The 25,002-nt window shown below is 65.4% G+C and carries 30 protein-coding genes and 1 pseudogene; 12 read left to right on the top strand and 19 right to left on the bottom strand.

Annotated elements, in window-relative coordinates; genetic code table 11:
* Positions 1 to 360: 360 nt before the first annotated feature.
* On the bottom strand, positions 361 to 1,671 hold the full coding sequence (locus tag AC3IF3_RS12620; protein WP_489229034.1) for an NHL repeat-containing protein: 1,311 nt from the start codon (positions 1,669 to 1,671) through the stop codon (positions 361 to 363).
* 434 nt (positions 1,672 to 2,105) lie between these two features.
* Between AC3IF3_RS12620 and AC3IF3_RS12615 the strand changes: the two genes are divergently transcribed.
* Complete coding sequence (locus tag AC3IF3_RS12615; protein WP_489229032.1) at positions 2,106 to 2,459, top strand: hypothetical protein; 354 nt, start codon at positions 2,106 to 2,108, stop codon at positions 2,457 to 2,459.
* Between the two features lie 124 nt (positions 2,460 to 2,583).
* Positions 2,584 to 3,384: a tyrosine-type recombinase/integrase gene (locus AC3IF3_RS12610; RefSeq protein WP_489229030.1), complete on the top strand. Its 801-nt coding sequence runs from the start codon at positions 2,584 to 2,586 to the stop codon at positions 3,382 to 3,384.
* 15 nt (positions 3,385 to 3,399) lie between these two features.
* Here the strand turns inward: AC3IF3_RS12610 and AC3IF3_RS12605 are convergent, their stop codons facing one another.
* On the bottom strand, positions 3,400 to 3,573 hold the full coding sequence (locus AC3IF3_RS12605; RefSeq protein WP_489220318.1) for a ribosome modulation factor: 174 nt from the start codon (positions 3,571 to 3,573) through the stop codon (positions 3,400 to 3,402).
* A gap of 279 nt (positions 3,574 to 3,852) precedes the next feature.
* Between AC3IF3_RS12605 and AC3IF3_RS12600 the strand changes: the two genes are divergently transcribed.
* Genes AC3IF3_RS12600 through AC3IF3_RS12590 form a run of 3 tightly spaced genes read left to right on the top strand, consistent with a single transcriptional unit; the run spans position 3,853 to position 6,804 of the window.
* Entirely contained in the window at positions 3,853 to 4,461 is a 609-nt protein-coding gene (locus AC3IF3_RS12600) for a TadE/TadG family type IV pilus assembly protein (RefSeq protein WP_489229029.1), read from the top strand.
* Between the two features lie 56 nt (positions 4,462 to 4,517).
* Entirely contained in the window at positions 4,518 to 5,102 is a 585-nt protein-coding gene (locus AC3IF3_RS12595) for a TadE/TadG family type IV pilus assembly protein (protein WP_243966569.1), read from the top strand.
* Positions 5,086 to 6,804, top strand: coding sequence for a TadE/TadG family type IV pilus assembly protein (locus AC3IF3_RS12590; RefSeq protein ID WP_489229028.1), 1,719 nt, complete (start codon positions 5,086 to 5,088; stop codon positions 6,802 to 6,804). The genes AC3IF3_RS12595 and AC3IF3_RS12590 overlap by 17 nt, the downstream gene beginning before the upstream one ends.
* Before the next feature lie 7 nt (positions 6,805 to 6,811).
* On the opposite strand, the gene AC3IF3_RS12585 is transcribed toward AC3IF3_RS12590, so the two are convergent.
* Positions 6,812 to 7,306 carry a Ros/MucR family transcriptional regulator gene (locus tag AC3IF3_RS12585; protein WP_489229026.1) on the bottom strand — a complete coding sequence of 165 codons (495 nt, stop codon included), beginning with the start codon at positions 7,304 to 7,306 and terminating at the stop codon, positions 6,812 to 6,814.
* Positions 7,307 to 7,407: 101 nt separating this feature from the next.
* Between AC3IF3_RS12585 and AC3IF3_RS12580 the strand changes: the two genes are divergently transcribed.
* From AC3IF3_RS12580 to AC3IF3_RS12565, 4 genes are all read left to right on the top strand, one after another.
* Positions 7,408 to 7,695, top strand: coding sequence for a hypothetical protein (locus tag AC3IF3_RS12580; RefSeq protein WP_489229024.1), 288 nt, complete (start codon positions 7,408 to 7,410; stop codon positions 7,693 to 7,695).
* A 269-nt stretch (positions 7,696 to 7,964) separates the two neighbouring features.
* The gene (locus AC3IF3_RS12575) at positions 7,965 to 8,243 is read left to right on the top strand and encodes a PilZ domain-containing protein (protein WP_489216177.1); all 279 of its coding nucleotides are present in this window, start codon (positions 7,965 to 7,967) and stop codon (positions 8,241 to 8,243) included.
* 16 nt (positions 8,244 to 8,259) lie between these two features.
* Entirely contained in the window at positions 8,260 to 8,517 is a 258-nt protein-coding gene (locus tag AC3IF3_RS12570; RefSeq protein ID WP_489229022.1) for a hypothetical protein, read from the top strand.
* Positions 8,518 to 8,593: 76 nt separating this feature from the next.
* Positions 8,594 to 8,911, top strand: coding sequence for a hypothetical protein (locus AC3IF3_RS12565; RefSeq protein WP_489229021.1), 318 nt, complete (start codon positions 8,594 to 8,596; stop codon positions 8,909 to 8,911).
* Between the two features lie 169 nt (positions 8,912 to 9,080).
* Here AC3IF3_RS12565 and AC3IF3_RS12560 read toward each other — a convergent pair whose 3' ends face one another.
* The gene (locus tag AC3IF3_RS12560; RefSeq protein WP_489229020.1) at positions 9,081 to 9,719 is read right to left on the bottom strand and encodes an MFS transporter; all 639 of its coding nucleotides are present in this window, start codon (positions 9,717 to 9,719) and stop codon (positions 9,081 to 9,083) included.
* Between the two features lie 17 nt (positions 9,720 to 9,736).
* Here AC3IF3_RS12560 and AC3IF3_RS12555 point away from each other — a divergent pair.
* Positions 9,737 to 10,103, top strand: a pseudogene (locus AC3IF3_RS12555) (LysR substrate-binding domain-containing protein); the annotation flags it as partial.
* A gap of 285 nt (positions 10,104 to 10,388) precedes the next feature.
* Here the strand turns inward: AC3IF3_RS12555 and AC3IF3_RS12550 are convergent.
* The 15 genes from AC3IF3_RS12550 to AC3IF3_RS12480 all read right to left on the bottom strand — a co-directional run bounded on the left by AC3IF3_RS12550 (position 10,389) and on the right by AC3IF3_RS12480 (position 22,764).
* A complete protein-coding gene (locus tag AC3IF3_RS12550) occupies positions 10,389 to 10,640 on the bottom strand; it encodes a hypothetical protein (RefSeq protein WP_489216174.1) in 252 nt (83 codons plus the stop codon).
* A 376-nt stretch (positions 10,641 to 11,016) separates the two neighbouring features.
* Positions 11,017 to 12,189, bottom strand: coding sequence for a chromosome partitioning protein ParA (locus tag AC3IF3_RS12545; RefSeq protein ID WP_489229018.1), 1,173 nt, complete (start codon positions 12,187 to 12,189; stop codon positions 11,017 to 11,019).
* Between the two features lie 29 nt (positions 12,190 to 12,218).
* Positions 12,219 to 12,521 carry a hypothetical protein gene (locus AC3IF3_RS12540; RefSeq protein ID WP_243967514.1) on the bottom strand — a complete coding sequence of 101 codons (303 nt, stop codon included), beginning with the start codon at positions 12,519 to 12,521 and terminating at the stop codon, positions 12,219 to 12,221.
* An 81-nt stretch (positions 12,522 to 12,602) separates the two neighbouring features.
* Positions 12,603 to 12,965, bottom strand: coding sequence for a CsbD family protein (locus AC3IF3_RS12535; protein WP_489216172.1), 363 nt, complete (start codon positions 12,963 to 12,965; stop codon positions 12,603 to 12,605).
* A gap of 368 nt (positions 12,966 to 13,333) precedes the next feature.
* Positions 13,334 to 13,834 carry a YidB family protein gene (locus AC3IF3_RS12530; RefSeq protein ID WP_489216171.1) on the bottom strand — a complete coding sequence of 167 codons (501 nt, stop codon included), beginning with the start codon at positions 13,832 to 13,834 and terminating at the stop codon, positions 13,334 to 13,336.
* 39 nt (positions 13,835 to 13,873) lie between these two features.
* Positions 13,874 to 14,173 carry a hypothetical protein gene (locus AC3IF3_RS12525; RefSeq protein ID WP_489229017.1) on the bottom strand — a complete coding sequence of 100 codons (300 nt, stop codon included), beginning with the start codon at positions 14,171 to 14,173 and terminating at the stop codon, positions 13,874 to 13,876.
* Positions 14,174 to 14,219: 46 nt separating this feature from the next.
* Positions 14,220 to 14,492 (bottom strand): hypothetical protein, encoded by a 273-nt coding sequence (locus AC3IF3_RS12520; protein ID WP_489229015.1) that lies wholly within the window; start codon positions 14,490 to 14,492, stop codon positions 14,220 to 14,222.
* A gap of 81 nt (positions 14,493 to 14,573) precedes the next feature.
* Positions 14,574 to 15,506, bottom strand: a complete 933-nt coding sequence (locus tag AC3IF3_RS12515) for a YsnF/AvaK domain-containing protein (RefSeq protein ID WP_489216170.1) — start codon at positions 15,504 to 15,506, stop codon at positions 14,574 to 14,576.
* Positions 15,503 to 16,009, bottom strand: coding sequence for a YsnF/AvaK domain-containing protein (locus AC3IF3_RS12510; protein ID WP_489229013.1), 507 nt, complete (start codon positions 16,007 to 16,009; stop codon positions 15,503 to 15,505). The genes AC3IF3_RS12515 and AC3IF3_RS12510 overlap by 4 nt, the downstream gene beginning before the upstream one ends.
* Positions 16,006 to 16,992, bottom strand: a complete 987-nt coding sequence (locus AC3IF3_RS12505) for a PhnA-like protein (RefSeq protein WP_489229011.1) — start codon at positions 16,990 to 16,992, stop codon at positions 16,006 to 16,008. Before AC3IF3_RS12505 ends, AC3IF3_RS12510 begins: the two co-directional genes overlap by 4 nt.
* A 49-nt stretch (positions 16,993 to 17,041) precedes the next feature.
* On the bottom strand, positions 17,042 to 17,302 hold the full coding sequence (locus AC3IF3_RS12500) for a GlsB/YeaQ/YmgE family stress response membrane protein (RefSeq protein WP_243971503.1): 261 nt from the start codon (positions 17,300 to 17,302) through the stop codon (positions 17,042 to 17,044).
* 90 nt (positions 17,303 to 17,392) lie between these two features.
* A complete protein-coding gene (locus tag AC3IF3_RS12495; protein WP_243971501.1) occupies positions 17,393 to 17,644 on the bottom strand; it encodes a hypothetical protein in 252 nt (83 codons plus the stop codon).
* Positions 17,645 to 17,706: 62 nt separating this feature from the next.
* Entirely contained in the window at positions 17,707 to 19,197 is a 1,491-nt protein-coding gene (locus tag AC3IF3_RS12490; protein WP_243971506.1) for a helix-turn-helix transcriptional regulator, read from the bottom strand.
* Positions 19,198 to 19,587: 390 nt separating this feature from the next.
* The gene (locus tag AC3IF3_RS12485; RefSeq protein ID WP_489229009.1) at positions 19,588 to 20,841 is read right to left on the bottom strand and encodes a flavin monoamine oxidase family protein; all 1,254 of its coding nucleotides are present in this window, start codon (positions 20,839 to 20,841) and stop codon (positions 19,588 to 19,590) included.
* Positions 20,842 to 20,934: 93 nt separating this feature from the next.
* Complete coding sequence (locus tag AC3IF3_RS12480) at positions 20,935 to 22,764, bottom strand: cation:proton antiporter (protein WP_489229008.1); 1,830 nt, start codon at positions 22,762 to 22,764, stop codon at positions 20,935 to 20,937.
* A gap of 412 nt (positions 22,765 to 23,176) precedes the next feature.
* Between AC3IF3_RS12480 and AC3IF3_RS12475 the strand changes: the two genes are divergently transcribed.
* Both AC3IF3_RS12475 and AC3IF3_RS12470 read left to right on the top strand, forming a co-directional pair.
* Positions 23,177 to 23,605 carry a LexA family protein gene (locus AC3IF3_RS12475; protein ID WP_489229006.1) on the top strand — a complete coding sequence of 143 codons (429 nt, stop codon included), beginning with the start codon at positions 23,177 to 23,179 and terminating at the stop codon, positions 23,603 to 23,605.
* Positions 23,602 to 24,891 (top strand): Y-family DNA polymerase, encoded by a 1,290-nt coding sequence (locus AC3IF3_RS12470; RefSeq protein ID WP_489229004.1) that lies wholly within the window; start codon positions 23,602 to 23,604, stop codon positions 24,889 to 24,891. Before AC3IF3_RS12475 ends, AC3IF3_RS12470 begins: the two co-directional genes overlap by 4 nt.
* The last annotated feature ends 111 nt before the right edge of the window (positions 24,892 to 25,002 follow it).

Here is a 25,002-nt window from a genome sequence, read left to right as displayed (position 1 = left end):
AGCGCGGCGAGAACAAACATTCGCATGGAGTTTCTCCTTGCCTCAGCGCAGGAGTATCGCGTCGGCCTGTTGGAAAGTCCTGAAACGAGGCGGCAGTTCACTGCTTCCAGGGGCCCGCGACTCAGCACCGCGTGTTTTGACGGATCACCAGCGACCAGCCCCCTTCCGTCTTCACCGTCTCCCGCCCATGGTTCTGCACCACGATGCGGAAGGGGGCGCCAGTGGCAGAAGGATCTATTGGAGTGGATCCGCCGCTGGAACGCTCCTCACGCGTAAAGGATGCTCCAAACGCTGGTGAGATCGACGACCTCCCCTGCCAGCCTGTGATCAGATCGGGCGGCGGGGCCGAGCCGATTGCGTCTATCTCACTACGCGCGCGCTATGGACCAATGCCGCCTCAAGGCGCGCGGGATCAATGCGGGTGACGACAACCCCGTGCTCAGGACTTCCGTCGAAGCTTGTGAAGTAGAAGCGGCCAGCTGCGTCCCAAGCATTGAAACCGGTGTGGACGTGCAAATGCTCTAAAGCCGGGTCGAGTTCGGCCATCGTACATAGGCGCCGCGTCCGACCGCTCGCGAACTCAAATTGGTACAGCGTCGTATCTTCACTCGGCCGTGGGGATGTGCTGGTGCCGACATACGCACTCTTTCCGTCAGAGCTCGGCGCAAAAAGCCAGAACTCGACACCGCCCCAGCCCGCCGTCTTACCTGTTTCTACTTGGCCCAGGTATGCCCACGTATGCGCATCCTGATCGAACCGGTAGACGTGACCGCGGTCGTCTCCGAACACGCACCGCTTACCGCCGTCCATGCACTGCCCTGTCTCCAGGGCTAGGCCGTCCTTCAGCAGCCAGTCCTTCTCCTCACCGAAGCCGGTCTCTGGGTCGTAGTAGTGCACGTGGTCGTGCGCTGTTGGTTCATCCCAGTTGCTGGCGGTGAAATAGAGGCGGCCGTGGGTGTCGACCCACATCACCCGCCCTGTGTAGACGTAGGGCTGCTTGTATGAGGCCGGGCGACCGAGGTCCTGGGTGCGTCCGCTGGCGACGTCGTAACGATAGATCGCACCGGTCGGCACGCCCGCGCCGTAGATGACGTTGCGGGCTGGGTCAGAGGCGAGGGTGATGAGATTGCCATGGGGCACGGCACTCCCGCTAGGCTCGGACGCGCTTAGGTCCATGAAGCTGTCGTGGGCGGGATCGTAGGCGTACCAGTGAAAGCCGCGTCGATCGAGGTAGCCCGCGTCGAGGTCCGAGCGATCCATGGTCGCGACGTAGATCTTGCCGTTATACCAGAGTGGCCGGGTGTGGAATTTCTGGGCCGTCTCCCCGGGCAGCCAGTTTTGCGCGATCTCTGACGCGGAGCGCGCATCACCGACGTACCGCAGCGTGCCCGCCTGTGCGTCGATGCGATACAGGGCTGCGTTCGTCTTGTGATCCATGCCGCCGACGTAGATGCTACCGTCAGGCGCGGAGCCGGTTGCGTGCCAGCTCTGGGTAGGGCGCAGACCGTTTGGCGTGTCCGGCAGCCGCCAGTGCCACGTGCCGTCGAGGGTTCCTGCCCAGCCCACCTCGATCTTTTTAGGCTGTGAGGTCTGTCGCTCGGAGGCTTGGCCCGTGGTGGGCAGCGCGAAGCAGGCGAGCATCGCGCCGAGGCAAGTGATCTGCCGCAGCATGGTATCTGTTCCCGGGGGGCGAAGCAGCCTGCGCCGGCCGCGCTTCCGTTCTGTGTCAGCAGGCCAACACCCGCTTGCATGTACCGTTCCTGTCGGATCGTTCGACGTCGGAATGCCCCGGTTCGTCAGCAAGCTGACCCACGACGCATGTGGCCACGGACGTAGCCCCCATCCACGGGACATCGCCCCCGCCAGAAGGCGTCCGCCGCACCGGCCGGGCGGCCATAGCATCACGGCTTGCCCGGCCTCGCCCACCCTCCGATCGCACCGCGGCTGGTAGTGCAATAGACGGCGAGGCTGCGTCTGGCGGCCAGCCGATCTGAGGTCATGACCAACCACGGACCGACGTAGCTACAAGCTTTCGGAATTCCCTACGATCCGGCATCCCCACGAACGCTAGGTAAGTATCTTTATCTTGCGTTGAGGCGAACCTTGTGCCGAACTTGCTCAACCCGATCCTGTTCACGGTGCTCGGCGACCCGATCACGCTGGCCAAGGCGCTGTCGGTTGCGGGACTTTCACTCGACGTGCTCGGCGTCGTGGTCCTGCTCGTCCAGGGTCTGCGCGGGAGGCTGGAGGATGTCGCCGATACAAGCGGCGATGCTCAGATCTGGCGCGATATGCACCGCCGAATGTACGACACGTCGATCGTCTCGAATTCGACGCACATGCTGGAGGAGACACGACTCGAACGGAAGGCGCTGGCCCTCCTACGCGGTACACGAGCCGGTTTTGGACTGATCCTGATTGGCTTCGTCCTGCAGATCCTCGGAACACTTGCCTCATGAGCAACGCCCTCGTCCCGCTTGTCGAGCCCGTCGAGGCCCGGCCACCCAGCAGGCGGACGACGACGCGCAGATGATCCGGCTGTGGCTCGCCCGGTCCGCCAGTCCACACACCCGCCGGAATTATGTGCGGGAGGCGGCCCGGTTCCTGGCGCACGTCGCCAAGCCGCTCGGCTCGGTGCGGATGGGCGACCTACAGGAATACATCGCGGGCCGGCCGGGCTCATTGGCCAAGGTGGCGCTGACGGCCGCGGCCCTGAAGTCGCTGTTCACGTTCGCGCAGGAGGTCGGGTTCCTGCGCTTCAACATCGGCGCGCCCGTGAAGGTGCCGCCGATCAAGAACACCCTGGCCGAGCGCATCATGGCCGAGGCTGACGCCCTGCTGATGATCCGGCAGGAGGCTGCCCTACAAAACCGCGTCCTGCTGACCGTGCTCTACGGCGGCGGGCTGCGCATCTCCGAGGTTTGCGGCCTGCGCTGGCGCGATCTCACGGCCCGCGATGAGGCCGGACAAGCGACGGTGTTCGGCAAGGGCGGCAAGACCCGGGTCGTGCTGTTGTCGGCAGCGACGTGGAAAATGCGTACGGCGCTACGGGAGGAGGCAAGTCGCAGAGTAGGCGACTTGCAGGTTGCAGATGACAAGTTGGCATCTGTATCGGCCGACGCGCCGGTGTTCCTGTCGCGGAAGGGTGGGGCGCTCGATCCGAGCGCGGTCCACCGGGTGATGAAGGCCGCGGCTGCTAGGGCAGGGCTCCCTGGCGAGGTCTCGGCTCACTGGCTGCGGCACGCCCATGCCTCGCACAGCCTGGATCGTGGGGCACCGATCCACCTTGTGCAAGCCACGCTCGGCCACGCCTCGGTGGCAACGACGGGCCGGTATCTGCACGCGCGGCCATCTGAGAGCTCGGCGCGGTTCCTGGGGGTTTAGGGACCGTCGTTGACCTCAGCCCTTAAGGTTCGCTTCCCCAGCCTCAGCGTCGGGCATCTTGTAGCCGCGCTCCCAAATCCGGTGCTCCTCAGAGCCATCAGGGTAGGGATTGGCGGTGATCGGCTCGCCGCGGTCGCGCGCGTGACGCCCCTCGTCGCTGATCGTAGCGGGTGAACGGGACGAGAGCATCACGGTGCAATCCTCCTGGATTTTGGCTCGGCCACAAGCACGCTACATCCGGCGGACGAACGCATTCAAGGGGCGCTCAGGGAGCGGGATCCTGTAAGATCCTCATATGAATGGAACACAATTACCTGCTCTCCCAGCAACCGTTTAGAAACTTGAACGTTAAATTTCGTCAGGATGTGGTGTTAGATAGGTTTTTTAACCAAATGTAAACTATTGCTGCCGTTATGATTTGCGTGACAGCGCAGAATATTACTTCGCTGGTACACAGCTGGTTTCTCGATGCCACTCAAGCATCTCCGTCGTCTTGAGCGCCTGCATTTTCTCCGTGACAAGCGCGGAGCAGCGGCGGTTGAGTTCGCTTTCGTGGCGATGCCGTTTCTGGCGCTGTGCGGTTCAGTTTTCCAGGTCGCGTTTCAAATCTGGGCGACACAGAATTTTGATCGTGCACTGCAAAATGCGGTCCGCACAATCTTCACCGGACAATTCCAGATCGCCAATGCTGGCCAGACCGATGCCGCAACCCTGCTGGCGGCCCTGAAGACGACGATGTGCGGGCCGGCGACCGCTTCCATCGTCAACGTTTTCAATTGCCAAGCGGTCAAGATCGACGTCGCGACGTCGAGCACTTTCGCGGGCGCCACCGCGTCGACGCCGATCAACGCCACGACGGGGACGTGGAGCACGAGTTTCGGGACCAACTATGCCTGCGCCAAACCGGGCACGATCGTCATCGTCACCGCCGCCGTGCAGTTCCCGACCTTCTTCAACCTGATGGGGTTGAACACGCGAAAGTTCAGCAGCGGCACGGATGCCGGATCGAGCCTTCTCACCTCGACGGCGGTGTTCCGCACCGAGCCGTACCAAATTGTCGGGACGAGCCCGTGCTGAGGTGCTTCGCTCGCCGGGCTGGGCGCATGTGGCGCGACCGCCGTGCGACCGCCGCCGTGGAATTTGCCGTGATATTGCCGGTCCTGCTCGCCATCTGGGCGGGCATGACGGAACTAGCGCATGCAATCGACGAATGGCGCAAGCTGACCCTGCTCGCTCGCACGGTCGCTGATCTGACCGGACAAGGCGACACGCAAAACCCGATCAGCGCGACGCTGATGAACGACATCGTCGCCTCTGCCACCACAGTAATGCGCCCGTTCAATTCCTCGACGGTAAAAATCGTAGTCAGCGCCATGGGCGTTGGGCTAAATGGTGCGAACCTGATCCCGACCGTTTGTTCTAGCGTCGCCAACGCCAATGCCAGCCCCCGCAGCACAGGGACAGCCACTGGCCTGACTGTGCCACCGGGCTACCAGACCGCGGGCATGCGTTATGTTTTCGCTGAGGTCAGCATCGCTTACACCCCGATGATTGGGGGAGCGCTGATCCAACTCGCAAAGGGCGTCAGCAGCACGATTACCTTCTCGACCAGCGTCCCGTGGCCGGCGCGGGGCGGCAAGACCTATGGAACGAACACCTACACCGAGGTCGTAGTGCCGGCCTCCAACGCGATGGCGTGCAATGGCTCAACACCCTGATGAACTGCGGCAAGGGGCTTGGAACGGGATCGCCCGGGATCGCGGCGGCAATGTCGCTATCTTGTTCGCGTTCCTCAGCGTGCCGATGCTTATGTTCGGTGGGGCGGCGATTGATTACGGCTTCGCAACCCGGGTCGAGACGAAGCTACAAGCCGCGACGGACGGCACTGCACTCCTCCTTTGCCAGACGCCGCTCACGACCTCGACGTCGGATCTAAACGCCTTAGCCCAGACGGCGATGATCGGAGCAATGGGGGCGCCGAACCTCGTGGTCGATCCTCTGGTGATCACCAGCAACCCGCGCCAGATCACTCTGACGGCGCACAAGCAATCGTCGGTCTTTTTCGGAAAGCTCACGAAGACGACAGTCATCAATCCGGGCGCCAAATCACAATGCGCCACGCCACTACCCAAAACATTCGAGATTGCCCTCGTGCTCGACAATACGGGATCAATGGCCGAGTCGAGCGGTGGGCAGACGAAGCTGCAGGCGGTTCAAACTGCTGCGACGAACTTCGTCAGCTATGTCTACACCAACAGCGCCTTCTCGAGCGCAACTAGGATCTCGATCGTGCCGTTCGCTGCTGCGGTGGCCGTTGATCCATCAACGTACAGATATGCTTCCTGGATCGATCAAACCGGACAATCCAGTTTGCATTGGACCAACATACTCTCTCCGAGCAGCTCGAGCTTCACGAGCCGGTTCGATATCTTCACAAAGCTGAAAGCAGCTTACTCCGGCTGGGGTTGGGCGGGGTGCCTGGAAACGCTGCCATATCCTTTGAACGTACAAGATGGAGCACCGGCCAGCGGCAACAAAGACTCCTACTACATACCGTTGCTGGCTCCTGACGAACCTGGCGACTCCAGCAATACATATGCGGGTTTCAACGTCAATGGCAATACATACTATAGCTTCAATAGCTACATTGATGACGACAACAGCAGCAAGTCTGGCAGTTGCCCGATAATGCCGTCTGGAACATCTTTTAACGCCGCCGAAGGCCGAGCGTGTAAGTATGTTAGCCCCGCCAACCCAGCTCCAACAAGCTCGAACACCTCAACTGGCGTCCCGAATGGCCCTAATTTCGGGTGCACCACGCAGCCGTTGCAGCGACTGACGAATAATACGATTACGCTGAAGACCCTGATCAACAACATGGCGCCGTTGGGCTCGACCAACATCCACGAGGGCTTCATGTGGGGCTGGCGAACGCTCTCGCCAATTAGCGTTTTTGCTGATGGAAGCGCTTACTCTTCGAGTTCCAATAGCTCGAGCGCAACAACTATCAATAAGATCATAATATTAATGACAGATGGAACAAATAGCTGGGCAACAAACCCATACTCCCCAAACGTTTCGATGTATTTTGCTGCCGGCTACTTTCAGAACGCCAATGGTACGACACCGAACCCGCGTCTGCCCTCGACGAACCAAAACATTAACGACACGACGAGTTCTAGGAACGCGCTTGACGCACTGACCGCACAAGCGTGCACCAATGCGAAAGCGACTAATATCTCAATTTACACGATCGGATTTAGCATTCCTTCTGATCCAATCGATACGGCAGGACAAAATTTATTAAAAAATTGCGCATCATCAGCAAATCAATTTTTCATTGCTAATACGTCCGATGATCTTATTTCAGCCTTCCAGCAGATACAAGCAAGCATCGGCGCCCTGCGGCTCACGCAGTAGCGCGGCATCAGCTGTTTGCCGGGTCCTTGGCCTTGCGCGGCCGGCCGGCACGCTTCGCCTTGTTAGACACGGTCTCGGTGGGCTCGGCCACCTTCTCACGCTGCTGACCGAGACCGAGGCTTTTGGCAAGCGCCGAGTAGCTTGCTGCTGTGGAGGGGTAGTCCCTAGGCAGGCCATAGTGCTTACGGTATTCCTCGATCGTCAGACCGTTGCCGGTGAGGTGGCGCTTCAACGTCTTGTACGGCCTGCCGTCGATGAAGCTGATCAGCGCGTCCGGCGTGATCGACTTGCGGGTCTGGCCGGCTGTGAGCTTCTCAGTGGCCAGAGCAGCAAGTGCGCCAGTATTGCCAAGCCCCGTGAGCGCAGCGTGCGTACTGGTGATCAGCTCCGCCATATCGGCCGGTCGTACCGAATTTCTGGACACATAGGCCGAGACCAGGTCAGCCGTGAGTTCCAAATAATCGTTGGCAGCAGCTACGATGGTTCTTAGTTTCTTGTCCACGATGCACTTGCCTTTGTTGAAGGCGCATATTCTGTGGACGTGCGTCAAAATGCAATCATATTCAAGAGCGAATTTGTATTTTTGCTGCTATCGATACCGCGATGATGCAGGTTTTAGGCCTTGAAAGCGCTGCGCATATCATCGCCGAGAACGTAGCCTCGGCGTTCGTGTACGCGTGCGATGGCGCGGACTTTGACGATTTGTCCCGAGAGACCGTCGTAGCTCGCTTGTTGCGCGAAATCCTGTTTGTAATGCCAACTCGGTGCAGCAACACTCTGACTGCCGCGTGCAACCACGCCCTCGACAACACTGTCGGCGTGATGGGCCTCACTTGCCCTCGCGTCGAGGCAATCGACGCCAACGACGGCTCGGTGACGATGCGTTCATAATGAGGTGACGGGCCGGATCCCGTGACGACGTGGTTCGGCACTGCGCCGTTCGGCATCCGAGCCGGAGCGACGGATGCGATGTAGCACGTGAGCGAGTCGACGTGGGATCAATGAGTGCTGAGGGGGCGCTCTATAGAAGGCGGCCACGGTAGCGCGCCTTGCACCATTGGTCCAAGTTCAATTGGCTAACCCTGCGATTATTATCATCAGCTATAAAGATTTAAGGATCACGTGCCATCGTGATGATCTCATTTCAGTAGCACATCGTGATGTTAGAGCGCCGCGCCAAGCTTCGTGTAACGTCAACGTTGGAGGGACGCGCGTCGTTCGCGGGCACCCCCGTTCAATCCCCCTGCCTGGTGCTCAACCACAGCTCTAACGGCGCATGCATCCTGTTCGCCGCAGGCATGAAAGTGCCGCACACGTTCGATCTCTCGATCGGCAGGGCCAGCACCGCACTGCCAGTCAAGGTCGTGTGGCGTCGCAATACGACTATGGGCGTTACCTTCCTGATCCCGCGGATCGTGCCGGACGTGATCCCGGGCTGAACTGGGGCGATTCGACATGCTGATCGCCGACAAGCTCGTCACTGCCTTCGAGCCCGACCGGGATGGAGCGCCTTTCCATCCAACCATGAGCGTAACCGTCGTGTCCGTCTTGGTGCGCAGCCTTCTGCTCGTTATGCCTACTGTCTCGGACGACGCCCTCGCAGCAGCGTGCAATCGCGAACTCAAGACTGTGGTCGGCGCAATCGGGATCGGCGGCCCGCACGTCGAGGCGGTCGATCCCGATGATGGGTCGGTGACGATGCGGGGCGGTTGAGCGGACCTTCCGTACAGAAAGATTTCATTAACCATAAGACCAGCACCCTGCTCACGGTCAGCCTGCAGTTGCCGCCGTGAACAGTGCCTATCCCGTCAGCGCCGAGGATCCGGCCGGTGACTGCCCGGTGCCGATCGATACGCTCAGCCAGCTCTACCGCGCAGGGCCCGAGGCATTGTCCGATCAACTCTGCGGCATCCCCGAGGCGACACGAGCCCGGCTCGCGATCTATCTCTACGGGCGCAGTCACACCCGCAAACTCGGGGTGCAGATCGCCGCGACCTGCGAAGGAGCCAGCCTACGCCGTGTGGCCGGGTTAGTCGGCAATGCGCTCTACGATCTCTCCCGACAGAACCGTGCGGCGAGGTCGGAAGCCAGCCCTGACCGGTGGTAGGCGTGGGGTTAGCCTTGCAGGGTCAAGCGCCGCAACGCTGTGAATCGGCTCCGAAGCATGACCCCAGCAAAAATTTAGCTAACGCTTTCTCCAAAACGCGAAAATCGAGATAGAGGTGGGGTCACTATCGGCGCCGACCGTGACTCCATCTCGAAGTAAAATTCAGCACCTATCTCAACGCATTGAACCCAATTCCGGGAGGGGTGAGGCTTCGACGCCTATTGATAGCGCAGGCCCCGACCAGGCCGGCGCCGATGATGCCGCTGCCGTAGTGGATCGCGCCGACGAGGGCAGAGACCGCTCCCGCCCGCTCCGGGAAGCCAGAGAGCGCACCAAATATCGAGTTCGCCACCACGAACCCCGTGGCCAAGACGAACACGAGGAGCGGCAGGGCCAGCCCGGCAAGGCCGCCCCATCCAGTCCCGGCCGCCATGGCGAGAACGACGCCGGCACAAGCGCCCAGGGCCGTCCCGAGGATGAGGAGCCGGTCGCCGCCGAAGCGCATCACAAGGCGCGCGTTCAGCAGGTTAGTCGCCATGATCCCGAGGATGCCGACCTCGAACAGCAGGCCGTAGGACCGCGGCTCGACGTGATAGATCGTGATGTGAGCGAATGGAAAGCCAGCGACGTAGGCGTACATGCCGCCATAGAAGAACCCGCCCGCCCCGGCGTAGGCGAGGATGCGGGGGTGACGGAGCAGTCGCCCGTAGCGTGCGAATGCACGGCCGAGTGGTTCGTGATTGCGCCGCTCCGGCGGTAGGGTGTCCGGCAGGGTGAACAGGGCCGCCGCCGTCAGCACGCCGATCACGACCAAAACCGAGAAGATCGCCCGCCAAGCCGCGCACCCCCGACGAGCTGACCGGACACGCCTGCATCAACCTCCGCCTGCCGACGCGCGGCAGCCTATACGCATGGGAGTTCGAGAAGGGCTCGCGCGTCCTGAACGTGCGGGTCGAGGGTCCGCTGGTAATCAACACCGGCTCGAGGTCGCTCAAGGCGGCCCTGGGCGGGCTGGGCCTCGCCTACCTCCTCGAGGACCGGGTGCGGGTCGACCTCAACGCCGGCCGGCTCGTGCGGGTGCTGGCCGATTGGTGCCCGCCATTCCCGGGCTGCCACTAGTACTACCCAAGCCAGCCGGCAGCCCACGCCGGCCTTCGCCCTGCTGGTCGAGGTGCTGCGCCACCGGGGATGAGTGTGGGCCTCGTACGCTCCCATACGGATGACGATGTCAGTCTGCGCGACCGGATCGAGCGGGGAACGGAAGCCGCAGCGGCATCCTTGAGGAAGTCTCCCGCTCCCCGTCGATCACCCGCCCATGATTCCCCGACGTCGCTGCAAAATCGCCGCCTTGCGCAGGACGCGTTCGGATGACGCCGGCGGGGCGTCCTATCCCACCGCTGAGGAAGAACGAGACGACGCTCTCCACCCCAGCGAGGCTTTCGCCGGCGGCCCCCGCGGGTGACCGTCGGGTGCCGGTTCAGCCGCGGATGTCACCGTGGAAGGTCGCGAAGGAGGACAGCACCTTCTCGGCGATAGCGTCGTCGACCGCGACGGAGACCCTGACCTTGCCGGCGAGGGCGGGTTCGCCCTCGGTCCCGGCCTTCAGGTGCCCGTCTTCGACATCAGCCCGCGCCGCCTCGGTCCCGGCCGTGTTCTCGTCCAAGGCAGGACCGACCTGCACCGCATTCCGATCAAGGCCGTGATCCTGCACGATGTGCTCGACGGCCATCTCCGCATCCCGGCGGGATTTGAAATCAGCTGAGATCGTCCTGGACATGTCGTCTCCGGTTTATTGCCGATGGGTCCGGAAGGATCGCGAAATATCATTCGGGATCGACTTCCATTGTCTTGGGCAAAGGGCCGGCGCGCGGGACCGTTCCGGTGGCGAACCATGAATACGGACGCGAGGGTGGAATTCACGATGCCGTCCGAAGCTGCATCGACCACCGTGCTTCAGGTCGCGGCAAGCTCCAACCCTGGACGTCCGTGACGCCTCGTCCGGAAATCCGACGGTCAGAGCGCTTCCTCCCTGTCCCGCCGATCTGGAGCCCCCTGTCTGTTCCCCGCCCTGGTTCAGCGCCCCTTCGGCCCAAGTCCCGAGGGATTCATTCGGCCTTGGGGGCGACGGCAGGCGCTAGCGACTGGGATGGGCCGGGATGCACCGTCATGGACGGAGGCTGGTTTGAAAGCTGCTGACGCGCCTCTGCGAGCTTGGCCTGGGCCGCGGCAAGCTCCTGCCGGGTCGTCCCGATCCGGTCCGCAAGGGCGGCCATCTCCTTGTTCCGAGTGGCCAGCGTCTCGGTCAGGGTCGCCAACTGCGCCTGGGCGTCGGCCTGCCTCTTCTGCAGCGCCTCCAGCGCCGAGGTCGCATCGTCGCGATCGGAAGCCAGCTTCTGGACGGCCTGCTCAGCCTGGTTCCGTTCGGAGATCACACGGTCCCGCTCGGACTGCGCCGTAGCCAGTTCCTTCTGCGTCGCCGCCAACCCATCCTTGGCTTGCTGCACCTGCTGGCCAACCTGCGAGCCGCCGCTCGCCAGCTTCTCACGATTGGCGGTCAGACCGTCGACGGCCCGCTCCAAGTCAGCCTTCTGCCTCGTCGCCTGCTCGGTCGCGGCGCGGGCATCGGCGAGATCCTTCTGAGCGGCGGCCGAGCCCTCGCGCGCCTTCTGCTGGCTCTCCTCGGCCTTGGCGAGGTCGGCGGTCTTGGCGGTCGCCTCCTGGGACATGGAGGCGATGTCGGATCGCAGCTTCGCCTCTTGCTGGCGCGTCTCCTCCAGCCGACGGCCGACGTCAGCCAATTCCTTGGTCCTGGCAGTCGCGGCCTGCTCGGCGGCCGTGGTGGCCTCCTTCATCGGCGCGAGCTTCTGCTCCGCCTGGGTAAGCTGGGCCTGAAGCCCGGTGAGCTTGGTCGTCTCGGCCTCCGCGGTGGCCTTCGCCTCGCCGGCCTTGCGCTCGGCCGCCTGTTGTTCGGTCGCCAAGCTCGCGGCCTTCGCCTTTGCCTCTTCCCCGGCCTGGGTCGCGTCCCGCTCCTGCTGCTGGGCGGATGCGATCTTCGACTTCAGTGCATCGAGGGTCCCCGCGGCCGCCCGCTGCTGATCGAGGTCCGATCGAAGCGCGACTTGCCGTGTCTCCAGGTCCTGGATGTGGTGATCCCGCACAGTCCTCTGCCTCGCACCGACGATGGAGGCGACGACGAGCCAAACCAGGAGGACCGCCGCCACGACGGCGAGGCTAAACGGCAGGGGCCTGCGGAGTTCGGAACGGTAGTCGATGGCCATGGCGGTCTCGCGGGCGTTGGAGGAACGGATCAGATCGACGTGGCAGCCTCGCCAGGGGTCGGTTCGGCACCGGCGGCCCCCGGCTCGGGGGTGGGACTGCTCGATGCGAGTTCGGCACGATCAGTCCTGACGAGGGAACCGATCATACCGAGGAGGGCGCGGTGCTCGGGGGAGCCGTCCGCCGCAGCAAGGAAAGCTGCGAGCTCGATGCGGGACGGCCTCCCGCCGGATGGCCCGTTCGGTTCATGCAAGACGTACACGTCGGCAGGGTCACCGCCGCGGCATAGGTACCAGCGGTCGTCGTTGGACCCGTCGTGGATCAGCGTGCGCATGGGTGGCATCGAGGGTCCCCATCGTCTCGTCCCCGATCGGGGACCACGCCTATCGTAAGCCTAACCCCGGACGGCAACCGTTCAGCGACGGCCGTGGATCACCATCGCAAGCAGGTATCCAATGGCTCCGGCCATGGCCGCCAGCATCAGCGGGGACTCCTTCGCATACTGTGCGACGACATCTCCACCCTGGCGGTAGGCACGCTCGGCCTCGGGAAGGGCGTCCCGGCCCCTATTGATCGCCTTGTCGGCGCGGTCGCTTGCCTGTCCGGCAGCGTCGCGCACGGCGTCCTTGGCCTGTCCGTACAAGTTCTCGACGGTCCCCTTTGCCTCGTTGGCCGTGCCCTTGGCCTGGGTCTCGCGGTCGCCTGTGACGTCACCGACGGCGCCCTGGACCTTGCCGCCGAGTTCCTTGGCGGCGCCGGTGATGCGGTTCTCGTCCATTGGTCAATTTCCATCCGGTTCAAGGTTGAGCTGGCCCGCTGCGAAACGCGCTTCGAGCCGATGCGAGGCACTGACTGATCCTTCGACACAGCCTTCCCGGGTCGCGCCTTCATCGAGCTTTGGTTGGCTTTCTTCGCCCGGTCGTCGGCCTTCGACGCGTGCTCGGCGGCCTTCTCCTCGTTGCCGGCGTCGATGTGTCGAGCGGCCTTCCGGTGTGACTTCGCCGCAGCCTCATGGTGTTCGGCGGCGTTGGCGTGCGCGTTTCCGGACATCTGTCCCTCCCGTGACGGGGATTTACGTGCCCCGGTGCGAACGTGGTGGCCGGTCGGTTCCGATCCTCGACACTGGCGGGATCGACCGGGGGTTCATCACGCCGGCATGCCGGCGACCGTAGACGGTAGCCTGCCGTCGGGGGTGTAGCGGTCCACCGCGGACGGCAGCTCGCGCGAGAGCCTGGACAAAAGGTCGTCGTGCGAAAGGCCGGTCTGCCGCGACAGCGTATCGAGGACGTCGGAACCGATGGCCGACCTCAGGTGGTCGGGCTTCATCTCGGCGTTCGGACCATGGTGCACCCAGGAGTCGGCGGCCTCGCCGTGGCCGTTCTCGCGAAAGCGGTCGACGAGCTGGCCGAGGCCGCCACTGAGCAGGCCACCGGCACCAGCACCCCCGAGAGCGCCTCCGAGATTACCCAGCAGGCCGCCGAGACCACCCTGTCCCGCGATCCCGCCCTGTCCGGCGGGCGCACCTGGGGTTGTGGGACCACCGTGGCCGGCTCCGCCGAGCATCTCCTGGATCTTATCCCGGTTCTGGAAGCCCGCCACGGCCAACAGGCCGAGCAGCGCCGTCATAGAGGGGAAGCCGTCACTCATTGGGTGTCTCCGTTCCGGTGAGAGGGGTCGTCGTGCCGATCAGCAATCGTTGTTGCCGGGCTTCACCACCTTGCCCTCGGGCGGCTTCGCCTCGTTGGCAGAGGGCGTCGCATTCGAGCCGACGTTGTTCATCGCCCCGACCGTCCCGGGGGATTCGGCCTTGGCACCGGGCGAGACCTTCGCGGTCGCGTCCCCGTCGACCTTCGAGGAAGCGTCCGCCGAGCCCTTCTGGCTGGCGCTGTTCGTGGTCGTTCCGACCGCACATGGCTTCGCCGAGGCGAGGCCAACGCCAAGAAGCGTCATCGCCGTCGCGACGGTCAGGGTGGTGAGGATCGTCATGGTGTTTCCTTCGGGATGGGGGGTGGACCGGGCAGGCGAGCGGCCACTACCGCGAGGGAACGGACTGTTCGGAAGCCGTCTCGACGTAGTCCGCGATGGCCGCGCGGCAGCCTGGCGAGACCTCCCGGGCGTTCCTGCGGAAGCAGGCGACGATCTCGGGTCCGTTCAGGTCGAGGCCGTTGCAGAGACGGGCATAGTCGGCGGAGCAGAAGGGTTTCAGCGACGCCCTGGAACCGGTCTTCTCAAGAGCCTGCGCGCCGAGCGGGAGGCATGACGATGCGACGGCCGCGAACACGACGAGGTGGCGGAGCTTGGTCACGGCAACGGGGCTTTCGCGAAAGGTGGACGTGGGATCGTACGGAGCCGGGACCGGCTCGAACCGGTCCCGGACTTGAGCGTTTCAGAGCGGCTTGCGCGCGGTGGTTTCCGTCGTGGTCCCGGTGGTGCCGGTACGGCTGACCGTTCCGCGACCGTCCTCGACCTCGACCTCGGTGTGACGGACCTTGTCGGTCACGATCTCCATCCGCTGGGCCGCATCCTTGCGGATGCCGACCTCACCGACGACGCGGGCGTCCTTCGACACGACCGCCTGCTCGCGCATCTCGGTCGCCTCAATGACCTTGTCCTCGAACAGCGCCATGTCGCCCGGGGTGACGGCGCGGTCGACGACGCGACGGTCGACGCTCACGGTCTCGTCGTGGAGGGTGACGTTCTCGCTGACGTCCTTCTCGACGGCGTAGGACCGAACCCGGACCCGGCCAGCGTCGACCATGCGCTTGCCGACGTTGAGGCGCTCCTCGACCACGGGGATGTAATCGGTGCCGGTTGCGGTCCCGCGGGCGGCGAGGTCCTCGGACGATCCGGCTGCGTGCAGGCTGGTGTCGCGGGTCCTGGCGGCGTGGTCGGACGACATCGCACCCTCACCGAGCGCTCCGGCGGCAACCGGTGCGGTTCCGGTGGTGGAACCGGTCGCACGACCGTCCCAGCCTTCCTTGCGCCAGGCGGCCTCGCGCTCGTCGAGATCGACCGAACCGTGCTCCTCCAGGATATCGGAGGCGGCGTGGACATGCGCGTCGTCGACCTCTGCGCTCAGCATCGTGCCGCCGCGGTGCAGTCCCTCGCCGTATGCGTGACGGTCCTCCTCCGGCATGAAGAAGTCCTTGATCGAGCCCCACATGCCTTCGTCGGCCTTGGTCGCGGTTCCGGCCGAGCCGGCCTGGGTGCCGGAAATCAGCTTGATCGCGCCGGCGGGAATGCCGAGGCCGACGAGCTTGCCCTGGGCGGCGACCGCCTCGGGATGGGTGTCGTACATGGCGGTGATGGTCTGGGTCATGATGTCGGCTCCTGTGACGGGTGCGTGGTGGCCTGTTCCGTGACGTGCCCCTCGGGGGACACGCGTTCGATCACGGCGTGCTGCCTGCGCAGCGTCACCGGCATCTCGACGTCCTCGCTCGCCGTGGTCCGGCGGATGTGCACCTCCTCCTTCAGGACGAGGCGTTTCTCGACGACGAGGATCTCTTCCAGCACCGGGATGATGGTCACCCCGGCCTCCGTCCTGACCACCGGGGGTGCCTCGCCCTCGGCGAGGGTCCGGTTGATGGGCACCCGGGTCACCCCGACCATGTCGCTGCGCAGGGTCTCGCGCAGGACTTGGTCGAGGGTGTCGGTTCGCGTGCTGACACGGACCCGTCCGGTCTCGACCGCACGCTTCTCTATGCGCGCAGTCTCCTCGATCAGCGGGAGGACCGCCTCCTCACCGATGGCGACCTCCGCCGCGGTGCCGAAGCGCGTCCCGAGCCCGTGGGGCTCGGTCGCGGCGGGATCGCCGACACTCATGCCCGGCGCGGGGTCAGGGTATTCGGGGCGGTGCGGGTGACGGTCGGATCGACGGCCGAACCGCGGCCGGCGAAGAAGGAGGCGAGCGCCCCGAAGATCAGCGCGAGGCCCCCGAACAGCGCACCCTGGGACACGCGGCGCGCCGTGGCGTCGGCGATCTGCTTGGACTGCTCCTTGGCCGAGGCGACGGTTTCCCTGAACTGCTGGGTGTACTGCGCGACCTGGGTCCGGGCCTGCTCGACCGGGATGTTCTGCGCCTTGGAAAGAGCCACGGCAGCCTTCTCCTGAGCGGCGGCCTGCTGTGCGCCGTCACCCGAGACGGCGGCGCGCATCGCGGTCACAGCGGCGTCCTTCAGCGCGGCCGGATCGGATCCGGTGCCGTTGCGGACATTGGACTCGATGTTCGAGAAAGGGTCGGTGACCTTGGTCAGCGACGGGGCGGCGGCCTGCGCCAGGGTCGAGACGGAGCCGCCCATCGCGTTGCCGACCCCGCCGATGGCCGAGGAGGCCGTGCCGAGGGCGCCGCTGACGATGCCGCTGGCGGCCGACGACAGCATGTACAGCACCACGAGGGTCGAGACCGCCCAGGCGAGGAGACCGTGATAACCCGCCGTCGAGGTCGAGGGCTTACCGGACAGGCGTCCGGCGAAGTAGCCGCCGGCGACGGCCGCCAGCACGCCGGAGACGACGAACCACAGGCCGGCACCGATGCCGAGCGAACTCGCCGCCGGGGTGCCATCACCCATCGGATCGACCGTCGAGAGGCCGATGCCGAGCCCCAGCATGTTCAGGATGACCTGCGAGATCAGGGCCACCGTGGCACCGGCAAGCACGGCACCCCAGGAGACGGAATGCAGCGTCATCGCGCGCATGTCCTCAGCGGGGGTGACCATGGTGGCCTGCGGCAGCTCGCGGTCGACGACGGCGCGGTCGGGTATTGGGCGTCCGGGGGATACGGGCGCGGGCTCGGTAACGGTGGCCATGGTGGATCTCCTAAGTATTGAGCTCGGAAAGCTGGAAGGGCGCGGTGGGTCAGACGACCCGGCGGCGGCCCATGACGATGTGGTAGAGCCACAGCACGATCACGGCGCCGACGATGGCGACGAGCAGGCTGTAGAGGTTGACCCCCGACACGCCAGGCTCGCCGAACTGGTTGAACAGGAAGCCGCCGACGACCGCGCCGACGACGCCGAGCAGGATGTCGACGACGAGGCCCTGTCCGGTGTTGTTGACGATCTTGCTGCCGATGAAGCCGGCGATCAGGCCGAGGACGATCCAGGCGAGGAGGGACATGACGGGCTCCATTAACTTGGCGTGCGGAAGGGTCCCGGCGCAGGGCCTGCGCGGGCTGGGATGAGTCTCGAAGGTGTGTTGGTTCGGCCGCTACGACCTCGATGGCCTGCGGGGTTGGTCGGGTTTGGTCTTTGTCGTGGCGTGCCGCGCCTTGGTCGCGACGATCTCGGTCGTGGCCTCCGCCTCGACCTTGGTGTCACCAAAGATCACGCCGATGGCCTGCTTGATCAGGGCTCGGGCATGATCGCTCGATAGAACCTTCCGGTCCTTGCCCATCCACCACACCTCTCTGTCCGGCTTAGCCGTCTTTGAGATGCCCGGATCGAGCAGAGCTACACCCACCGAATACTTCTATCGAAGCGATGTTCCGGCGATTTACATAAAAGTAATTAAGCCTAGGCCGCTTAGTGTTTTCGACCTGGTTTTCGCGTTGTATTTTTGCCGTAATGCTCAATCGACGTCTTCTCGCCGATCCCACGCTCCCTGGCCCAGACCACCACGGCGCTGCGGCGGTTGACACCGATCTTGCGGTACAGGCTCGCGACGTGGTTGCGCACCGTGCTTAGCGAGACCCCGAGCGCCTTGGAGATCTCCTCGTCCGTGTCGCCGCGGCAGATGCCCTCCAGCATATCGCCCTCGCGGGTCGTGAGCCTCTCGACCATCGCCAGCGGCTTGCCCGGCCTGGGAGGATTGCGTAGCTGGGCGAGTTTCTCGATCACGCCGTGGCTGAACCACGACGCCTCCGCCATGACGGATTCGATGGCCGCGATGAGTTCGACCTCCGTCCGTTTCCTCGACGAGATGTCCTGGACGGCGCAGAGAAGCCCGTCACCGCCGTTGACGGTGACCTTCTCGGCGGAGACGAGGCAGTCGAACTCGTCGCCGTCTTGGGTTCGCAGCCGTCCCTCGAATGCCCGGACCCTTCCGTAGCGCTGGAGCTCACGCTTGAATCGGGTCCGTTCCGCTTCCTCGGCCCAGGGCACGGACGTGGCGTGCGCGGCGTTCCCGAAGGTTGCGGCGTAGGCCTCGTTGACGCTGGTCGGGACCTTCGCGTCCGAACTCAGGAGAGCCGTCGGGATCGGGCTGAGCTCGAACGCCTTGGCGAAGCGCTCCTCGCTGAGACGGAGCTCCGCCTCGGCCTTCCGTCGGTCCTCCAGGTCGGCGAAGGTGAACAGCATGCAGCGCTCGCCGCCGGGCATCTCGATGGGATGGCCGGCGACGATGACGTACTTCTCGGCGTCGGACGGCACCGAAAGGCACGCCTCGCGTTGGCGGATGGTGGTGCCGGCATGGAGGTGCTCGACCGCGGAGGCGCGGCGCTCGCCTTGGCCAATGAGGTCGATTTCGGTGAAGGTCCGGCCGAGGACTTGGTCGCGGGCGTAACCGGTCAGCTCGACGAAGCCCTGGTTGACCTTGACGTAACGCAGGTCGGAGAGCCGGCACACCACGGCCGGGGCGGGGTTCGCCCGGAACATGCATTCGAACCGCTCCTCGGCCTCGTAGCGGTCGCTGGCGTCCTGCATCAGCAGGGCGAGGCCGTTTGGCGTTCCGGCATCGTCCGTCGTCACAAGTCCCCGCATCCGGTGCGTCCACGTCCTTGCGGGATCCCGGAAATGGTGGACCTCGACGACCGCATCGCGAAACGCCTCGCCGGCCAGGATGCGCTCGACCGGATGCTGCAGCGGCCCGACCTCGCGATGGTTGCGGTAGTGCAGGATGAAGTTGGCACGGTACTCGGCGACGGTGGCTCCGAGGTCACCGAGTTCGGTGACCCCATGCATCGCGAGGGCGGCGTCATTGGCGTAGGCGATGGTGTGGTCCGGCTCGATCAGGATGACGCCTTCCGCGAGACCGTCGACGACCTGCGCCAGTTGCCGTTGCTCGAACTGGGTCATGATGGCTCGCCTCGTTCGAAGGGCATCAGTGGCCGCCTCGCATCCACGCATGGGTGCCAACGTCCCAAACGATGCGTCGGGCAATACCCCAGACATCGCCGGCCGGCATCCTTGCCTTAGTCGGGAAGGCCGTCGCCTCGGACCGACGCGCGTTTCCGGACTAGGTGCCCCTGCAATCCGATCCTCGGCCCTCGACCGCTTCGGACTGGGGCATGACGAACGGCCCAACCGCATCCGCCAGGTTTTATAAGAAGGGTTGGCCCTTCCGAATGACCCGGTCGGCCTGCCTGGTCAGGCATCGGCGGTCGTCGGCAGTGGTGTCCGAGAGCATCGGAAGTCCGCCCCGGATGTTCCGGGATCTGCGGCCATACGGATGCTTTCGGGCTTCCGTCAGGCCGCTTTCTCCTGTCTGTGCCGAAGCGCTGCCATGGCCTCGTCCGCAGCCCTCCGCCCGCTGTCGTGAGCTCCGTGGGCAGTGGTGAAATCGAAGGGGTGGGTCGCCTCGCCCGCGAAGAACAGCCTATCCTCGAAGGGCCGGGCCAGCCGTGCACGCGCCTTGGATTTGCTTGGCAGGGCGCAACTGTAGGCACCGCCGATGGACGCTATCTGGCTCCAGGACGTCGCTGCGAGCGGCCGGATCGCCGATGCGACGGCGCTGCCGAACAGGCTGGCCAATTCGGCCGACACGAAGTCGAAGCCCGCGGCCGGACCGTTCTTCTCCAGGATCCGGGCGCCCTCGCCCCCGAGGAACGCCTCGATCACCGGCCATCCGTTGGGGCGGATCGAGTAGGCGGCAGACCGCGGGTCGTGCAGGTTGCCGTAGGCGTGCGTGTCCGGCTCGAACGCGGCCCCGCGCCCGATCTCCAGGAAAATTTTCTCGTTTCGGCCCAGCGGCAGGTCGGCGGCCGCGTCGCGCCAGGGTTCGGTACCGGCGGGAAGGCGGATCGCGTCCCCGGCCAGGACCGCGGTCGAGACCGTAAGGATGGCGGCCCCAGCGCGGACGGCGCCGGCGCGGGTGGTGACGGCGACGCCGTCGGCCGTCAGGTCGATCCGCTCGGCGGGCGTGGCGAGCCGCAGCGTCGTCGAGGGCGGCAGGCTGGCGGCGACCAGCGTGCCGTAGCCGAGCGGCAGGTGCCAGTTCCGGCCCGTCGAGGCATCGTCGTAGGCGAGGTAATCCGTGGCTGAGATCGCCTCGGGTGCGACGCCGCTCATGAAGCCGGCGATGGCCCGCACGTAGGCGTTCCAGGGCTCGCCGGGCTCCAGGGCGTCGCTGGCCCTGTCGCTGCCCGCTGCGACCGTGCGGAGCCGCTCCTCCCAGTCGCCGTAAGCCCTCTGCGCCGCCTCCTGGGCTTCCTCGTCCTCGGCGATGCCCGGGTGCGCCTTCGCCCATGGCGGCTCGCCCCGGTCGACCGGGAAGCCCGATGCCTCGGCGATACCGACCCAGGCATTGCGGTCGCCGGAGTGGAGCCACTCGCAGCCGAGGTCGAGCGGGTAGCCTCCGAGATCCTGCGTGTGGGCACGGCCTCCGAGACGCGACGACGCCTCCAGCAACAAGGCCGATGAGCCTTGTGCCGCGAGCCGCCGCGCGGCGCCGATACCGGCGGCGCCTCCCCCCACGATGATGACGTCGAACGTGTTGCCCATGGGCCAAAGGTGAGGAGGGACGGTACGACTTCCAAGATTCGTGCTGCTGCGGCGCCGCGGCCGTGACGGTTGGGTCCCGCCAGACGCCTCCGCTCAGGCAGGTACCTGAACGAGGCGGTCATCATCAGCGTTGACCATTGCCATGCCCGGCGCCTGCAAGACCAGCAATCGGTCGTCCTCGGCAGCGTCGTTCGCCTCGTGATCGGCGGAGACGAATTCGAGCCTCCCGTCGATCTTGATAGCCAGCAGGGGAATGTCGTCCGGCTGCCCGAGGGTATCCGGGCCGGTCACGACGAACCGCCAACCAGCCTCGTGCCGCCCGGCGAGCGCGTCGAAGCTGGCGTCCGCGGCACCGAACACCTTCCCGCGGGCATCCCGGCTGACGCCGGTGTCAGCGTGCAGCATGTGGTTTTCCGACGGCGCCAGTTGGTAGACACGCTCGCGACCGATCTCCGGGGCCAGCCTCGTGCAAACGAGGGCGTTGTAGAGCTCGTCCCTGGTCGCGGCGAGCAAGTGGTCCGGGGGATGGTCGGCCATCCCTTCCTCGGCGGATCGGGACAGGAGTTCGGCCTGAAGCGTCGGCACGCCCGCCTCCCGCGCGGCAAGCATGGCGCCAGGGTAGATGTCGATGATCACGACCGGCACGCCCGCCCGGTGCAGCGCGATCACCATGTCGCTCGCCCATGGGGATGCACCGACCACGGCGAGCCGCTGGGTATCGGCGGCGGTCGACAGGCCGAGCCGGCGGGCGAGCGGCCCCAGGGAGAAGCCGTGGGCGAGCACGGTCGCCACGATGACTGCGAACACGGTGGGCTGGATGAGGTCGCCGCCGGCATATCCCACCGCGCTTAGGCGGGGACCGGCCAGCCCGGCGACGGCGGCCGCGACGATGCCGCGAGGTCCGATCCAGCCGACGAACAGGCGCTCCCGCCGGGTGAGGTCGCTGCGCAGCGTGGCCAACCAGATTGCCGCCGGGCGAACCACGAACAGGATCGCGGCCGTCAGACCGAGGATGGGCGCCGACAGCTTGCCGAGGACCGCGAGGTCTAGGTCGGCGGTCAGCACGACAAAGAGGCAGGACACCAGGAGGACGACGAGGCTTTCCTTGAACCGACGAAGCTCCGCGAGACCCGGCACGTGCCGGTTCGCTAGCGCGATGCCGAACACGGTCGAACCGATAAGCCCGGCCTCGTTCATCAGAAGGTTCGGCACGACGTAGGCGATCAGCGCGAGCGCGAGCAGCGCCGGCGTCCTCAACGTCTCGGGGATGAGGTCGCGCCGGAACGCCCAGGCGATGAGGAACGCCGAGCCGACGCCGAGGGCGCCCGCCACCAGCACGCCCTCCGCGAGGTGAAGCATGAGCGCGGTGGCCGCATCCTCCCCGGACCCATGGGGCACCCCAACCAGGATCTCGATGACGACCGCGGTCAGGATGGCCCCGACGGGGTCGTTGACGATGGCCTCCCATTTCAGGAAGGCGGCCGAGCGTCGCTCCAGGCGGGCGTGGCGCAGGAGCGGCAGGATCACGGTCGGCCCCGTGACGACCAGGATGGCGCCGAAAACCGAGGCCGGTCCCCATAGCATGCCCCCGATCACGTGGGCGGCGAGCGTGCCCAGGACGAAGTTGATGGGCAGGGCGAAGGCGGTGAGCCGTAGCACCCCCTCGCCGGAAGCCCGCAACTCGCGGAAGTCGAGCGCGAGGCCGCCCTCGAACACCACGATGGCGACCGCCAAGCCGATTAGGGGCCGGAGGTTCGGTCCGAAGTCATGCGTCGGATGCAGCAGGCCGAGTACGGGCCCGACCATGAAGCCGAGCGCGAGCAGGAGGACGATGGCAGGAATGCGCAGCCGGGATGCGAGAACCTGGGCTGCGATGCCGCCGCCGACGACGCAAAGGACCGCCGTCGCCACACCGTTTTCCATGCAGGACGCTCCGGACCAGCGTCCGGACCTACCCCCTGGCAGCCGAACCGGGACCAAATGATGGGTGGGGATGGTCGCGCCGCTCCACCTCTGACAGGCGGGGCCTCACCTTACGCTCCGAGGCCAATCGAGGGGCCGAGCGACAGTTCCCGCTCACGCAGTGAGGCCGTGGTCGCATCCCCCCGGGTACGCGTCGACGGTGTCTGCGGGCGTCGCCAGTGACAGGAAGCCCCCCTTGATCAGCACCGGGTTTGAGCAGCGAGGCCCGATGGTGACTTGTGGCATCAACGTCAATGCCTTTTGCGCGTTATCCACACGCGTCCACAGCCTCGCTACGTCGTGGGCCTAACCGCTTGGCGGAACCGCCCCACCGTGTTCCACTTTTGTTCTGATGGATTCGTGGAGCGGGCGCATGCTGGTGCTGGACATCGTCGTCGGGTTGCCGACCCCCATCCCCATGCTTGCCCGTGCCGTCCGGGCGGGCTTCCCCAGCCCGGCCGAGGACTTCGTCGAGGAGGAGATCGACCTGCAGCGGCTGCTGATCGCGAACCGGCCGGCAACCTTCCTGGTGCGGGTGGCGGGCGACAGCATGCTGCTGGCCCGCCTGCACGACGGCGACCTCGCGGTGGTCGACCGGTCGCTGACCCCGCGCAACGGCGACGTGGTGGTCGTCGACATCGACGGCGAGCGCTCGTTCAAGGTCTGGCGGCGCCAGGGCCCGCGGGTGATCCTGTCCTTCGCCAACCCGCGCTTCCCCGAGTTCCGCCTCGCCCCGGACGCGGTGGTCGAGGTCTGGGGCGTGGTCTCCGGGTCGATCAACCCGAGGCGCCGCGCGGAATGAGCGCCCGGGCCTACGCCCTCTCGGACGGCAACTCCTTCTACTGTTCGTGCGAGCGGGTGTTCGACGCCCGGCTGGCCCGGGTGCCCGTGATCGTTCTGTCCAACAACGACGGCTGCGCCATCGCCCGGACACCCGAGGCGAAGGCGCTGGGCATCCGCATGGGCGAACCCTTCTTCCAGATCCGCGACATGTGCCGGTCGCAGGGGGTGAGGGTCTACTCCTCGAACTACGCCCTCTACGGCGACATGTCGGCCCGGGTGAACACGGTCTACCGGAGCTTCTCTCCCCGCATCGAGATCTACTCCATCGACGAGAGCTTTTTGGACCTCTCGGACGTGCGCGAGGCCGACCGCGTGACCCTGTGCCGGGACATGCGCGAGACGGTGCGGGCCTGGACGGGCATCCCCACTTGCGTCGGCATCGGTGCCACCAAGACGCTGGCCAAGCTCGCCAACCACGTCGCCAAGAAGGTGCCCGAACTCGGCGGGGTTTGCGACCTCACCGACCCGGTCCAGTACGACCATTGGATGGCCCGCATCCCGCCCGAGGACATCTGGGGCGTCGGGCCTGCCAACGCCCGCAAGCTGGAGGCCCTGGGCTGCGAAAGCGTCGCCGACGTGCGCGACCTCGACACCCGGGCGGCGCGCAAAGCCATGACGGTGGTGGGCGAGCGGCTGGTGCAGGAACTGCGAGGCATGGCCTGCCTCGACCTGGAGGAAGTCGCCCCGACCCGGAAGGGATGCGCGGTGACCCGGAGTTTCTCCGACCGCGTTGAGGACCTCGGCACCATGGAGCAGGTGGTCGCCGCACACGCCGCCAGGCTGGGCGAAAAGCTGCGGGCGGGGGGACTTGGCACCAACCACGTGACGGTGTTCTTCCATACCTCGGAGCACGACCGAGACCGACCGCAGCGGTCGGTCTCGTCGGTGGTGACCCTGCCGGAGGCGTCGAACGACACCCTCGTCCTGGTGAAGGCGTGCCTCCACGGCGTCCGGAAGACTTGGAGGAATGGGTACCGCTATTCCAAGGCCGGAGTCGTCACCACCGACCTCGTGCCCCTTGCTGCCTCGCAACAGGCCTTCCCGGGGTTGGGGCAACTTGACCGGGAACACGGGGCGGCGCTGATGAGCGCCCTCGATGCCTGCAATCGCCGCTTCGGGCGGGGCGCGGTCGTCCCGGGCAGCGCCGGGTTCGCCTCCAAACGAGAATGGTCAACCAAGTTTGACATGCGCTCGCCCCGGTACACGACCCGGGTTAAGGAGTTGCCGATCATCGCGGCGGCATAGGCTGTGAATCGGCTTTGAGGCATGACCCCGGCAAAAACTTAGCTAATTATTTCTCCAAAATGCAAAAATAGAGATAGAGATGGGGTCACTATCGGCGCCGACCGTGACCCC

The organism is Methylobacterium sp. J-118 (assembly GCF_057836565.1).
Note: the sequence above shows the minus strand (reverse complement) of the source record. Positions and strands in the feature narration are given on the sequence as shown.

What these genes read in the sequence shown, in the direction of transcription:
- AC3IF3_RS12620 (WP_489229034.1), bottom strand. Translation starts at nt 1,671, where the DNA reads ATGCTGCGGCAGATCACTTGCCTCGGCGCGATGCTCGCCTGCTTCGCG.
- AC3IF3_RS12605 (WP_489220318.1), bottom strand. Translation starts at nt 3,573, where the DNA reads ATGCTCTCGTCCCGTTCACCCGCTACGATCAGCGACGAGGGGCGTCAC.
- AC3IF3_RS12600 (WP_489229029.1), top strand. Translation starts at nt 3,853, where the DNA reads ATGCCACTCAAGCATCTCCGTCGTCTTGAGCGCCTGCATTTTCTCCGT.
- AC3IF3_RS12590 (WP_489229028.1), top strand. Translation starts at nt 5,086, where the DNA reads ATGGCTCAACACCCTGATGAACTGCGGCAAGGGGCTTGGAACGGGATC.
- AC3IF3_RS12580 (WP_489229024.1), top strand. Translation starts at nt 7,408, where the DNA reads ATGATGCAGGTTTTAGGCCTTGAAAGCGCTGCGCATATCATCGCCGAG.
- AC3IF3_RS12575 (WP_489216177.1), top strand. Translation starts at nt 7,965, where the DNA reads ATGTTAGAGCGCCGCGCCAAGCTTCGTGTAACGTCAACGTTGGAGGGA.
- AC3IF3_RS12570 (WP_489229022.1), top strand. Translation starts at nt 8,260, where the DNA reads ATGCTGATCGCCGACAAGCTCGTCACTGCCTTCGAGCCCGACCGGGAT.
- AC3IF3_RS12550 (WP_489216174.1), bottom strand. Translation starts at nt 10,640, where the DNA reads ATGGCCGTCGAGCACATCGTGCAGGATCACGGCCTTGATCGGAATGCG.
- AC3IF3_RS12545 (WP_489229018.1), bottom strand. Translation starts at nt 12,189, where the DNA reads ATGGCCATCGACTACCGTTCCGAACTCCGCAGGCCCCTGCCGTTTAGC.
- AC3IF3_RS12540 (WP_243967514.1), bottom strand. Translation starts at nt 12,521, where the DNA reads ATGCGCACGCTGATCCACGACGGGTCCAACGACGACCGCTGGTACCTA.
- AC3IF3_RS12535 (WP_489216172.1), bottom strand. Translation starts at nt 12,965, where the DNA reads ATGGACGAGAACCGCATCACCGGCGCCGCCAAGGAACTCGGCGGCAAG.
- AC3IF3_RS12530 (WP_489216171.1), bottom strand. Translation starts at nt 13,834, where the DNA reads ATGAGTGACGGCTTCCCCTCTATGACGGCGCTGCTCGGCCTGTTGGCC.
- AC3IF3_RS12525 (WP_489229017.1), bottom strand. Translation starts at nt 14,173, where the DNA reads ATGACGATCCTCACCACCCTGACCGTCGCGACGGCGATGACGCTTCTT.
- AC3IF3_RS12515 (WP_489216170.1), bottom strand. Translation starts at nt 15,506, where the DNA reads ATGACCCAGACCATCACCGCCATGTACGACACCCATCCCGAGGCGGTC.
- AC3IF3_RS12510 (WP_489229013.1), bottom strand. Translation starts at nt 16,009, where the DNA reads ATGAGTGTCGGCGATCCCGCCGCGACCGAGCCCCACGGGCTCGGGACG.
- AC3IF3_RS12505 (WP_489229011.1), bottom strand. Translation starts at nt 16,992, where the DNA reads ATGGCCACCGTTACCGAGCCCGCGCCCGTATCCCCCGGACGCCCAATA.
- AC3IF3_RS12500 (WP_243971503.1), bottom strand. Translation starts at nt 17,302, where the DNA reads ATGTCCCTCCTCGCCTGGATCGTCCTCGGCCTGATCGCCGGCTTCATC.
- AC3IF3_RS12490 (WP_243971506.1), bottom strand. Translation starts at nt 19,197, where the DNA reads ATGACCCAGTTCGAGCAACGGCAACTGGCGCAGGTCGTCGACGGTCTC.
- AC3IF3_RS12485 (WP_489229009.1), bottom strand. Translation starts at nt 20,841, where the DNA reads ATGGGCAACACGTTCGACGTCATCATCGTGGGGGGAGGCGCCGCCGGT.
- AC3IF3_RS12480 (WP_489229008.1), bottom strand. Translation starts at nt 22,764, where the DNA reads ATGGAAAACGGTGTGGCGACGGCGGTCCTTTGCGTCGTCGGCGGCGGC.
- AC3IF3_RS12475 (WP_489229006.1), top strand. Translation starts at nt 23,177, where the DNA reads ATGCTGGTGCTGGACATCGTCGTCGGGTTGCCGACCCCCATCCCCATG.
- AC3IF3_RS12470 (WP_489229004.1), top strand. Translation starts at nt 23,602, where the DNA reads ATGAGCGCCCGGGCCTACGCCCTCTCGGACGGCAACTCCTTCTACTGT.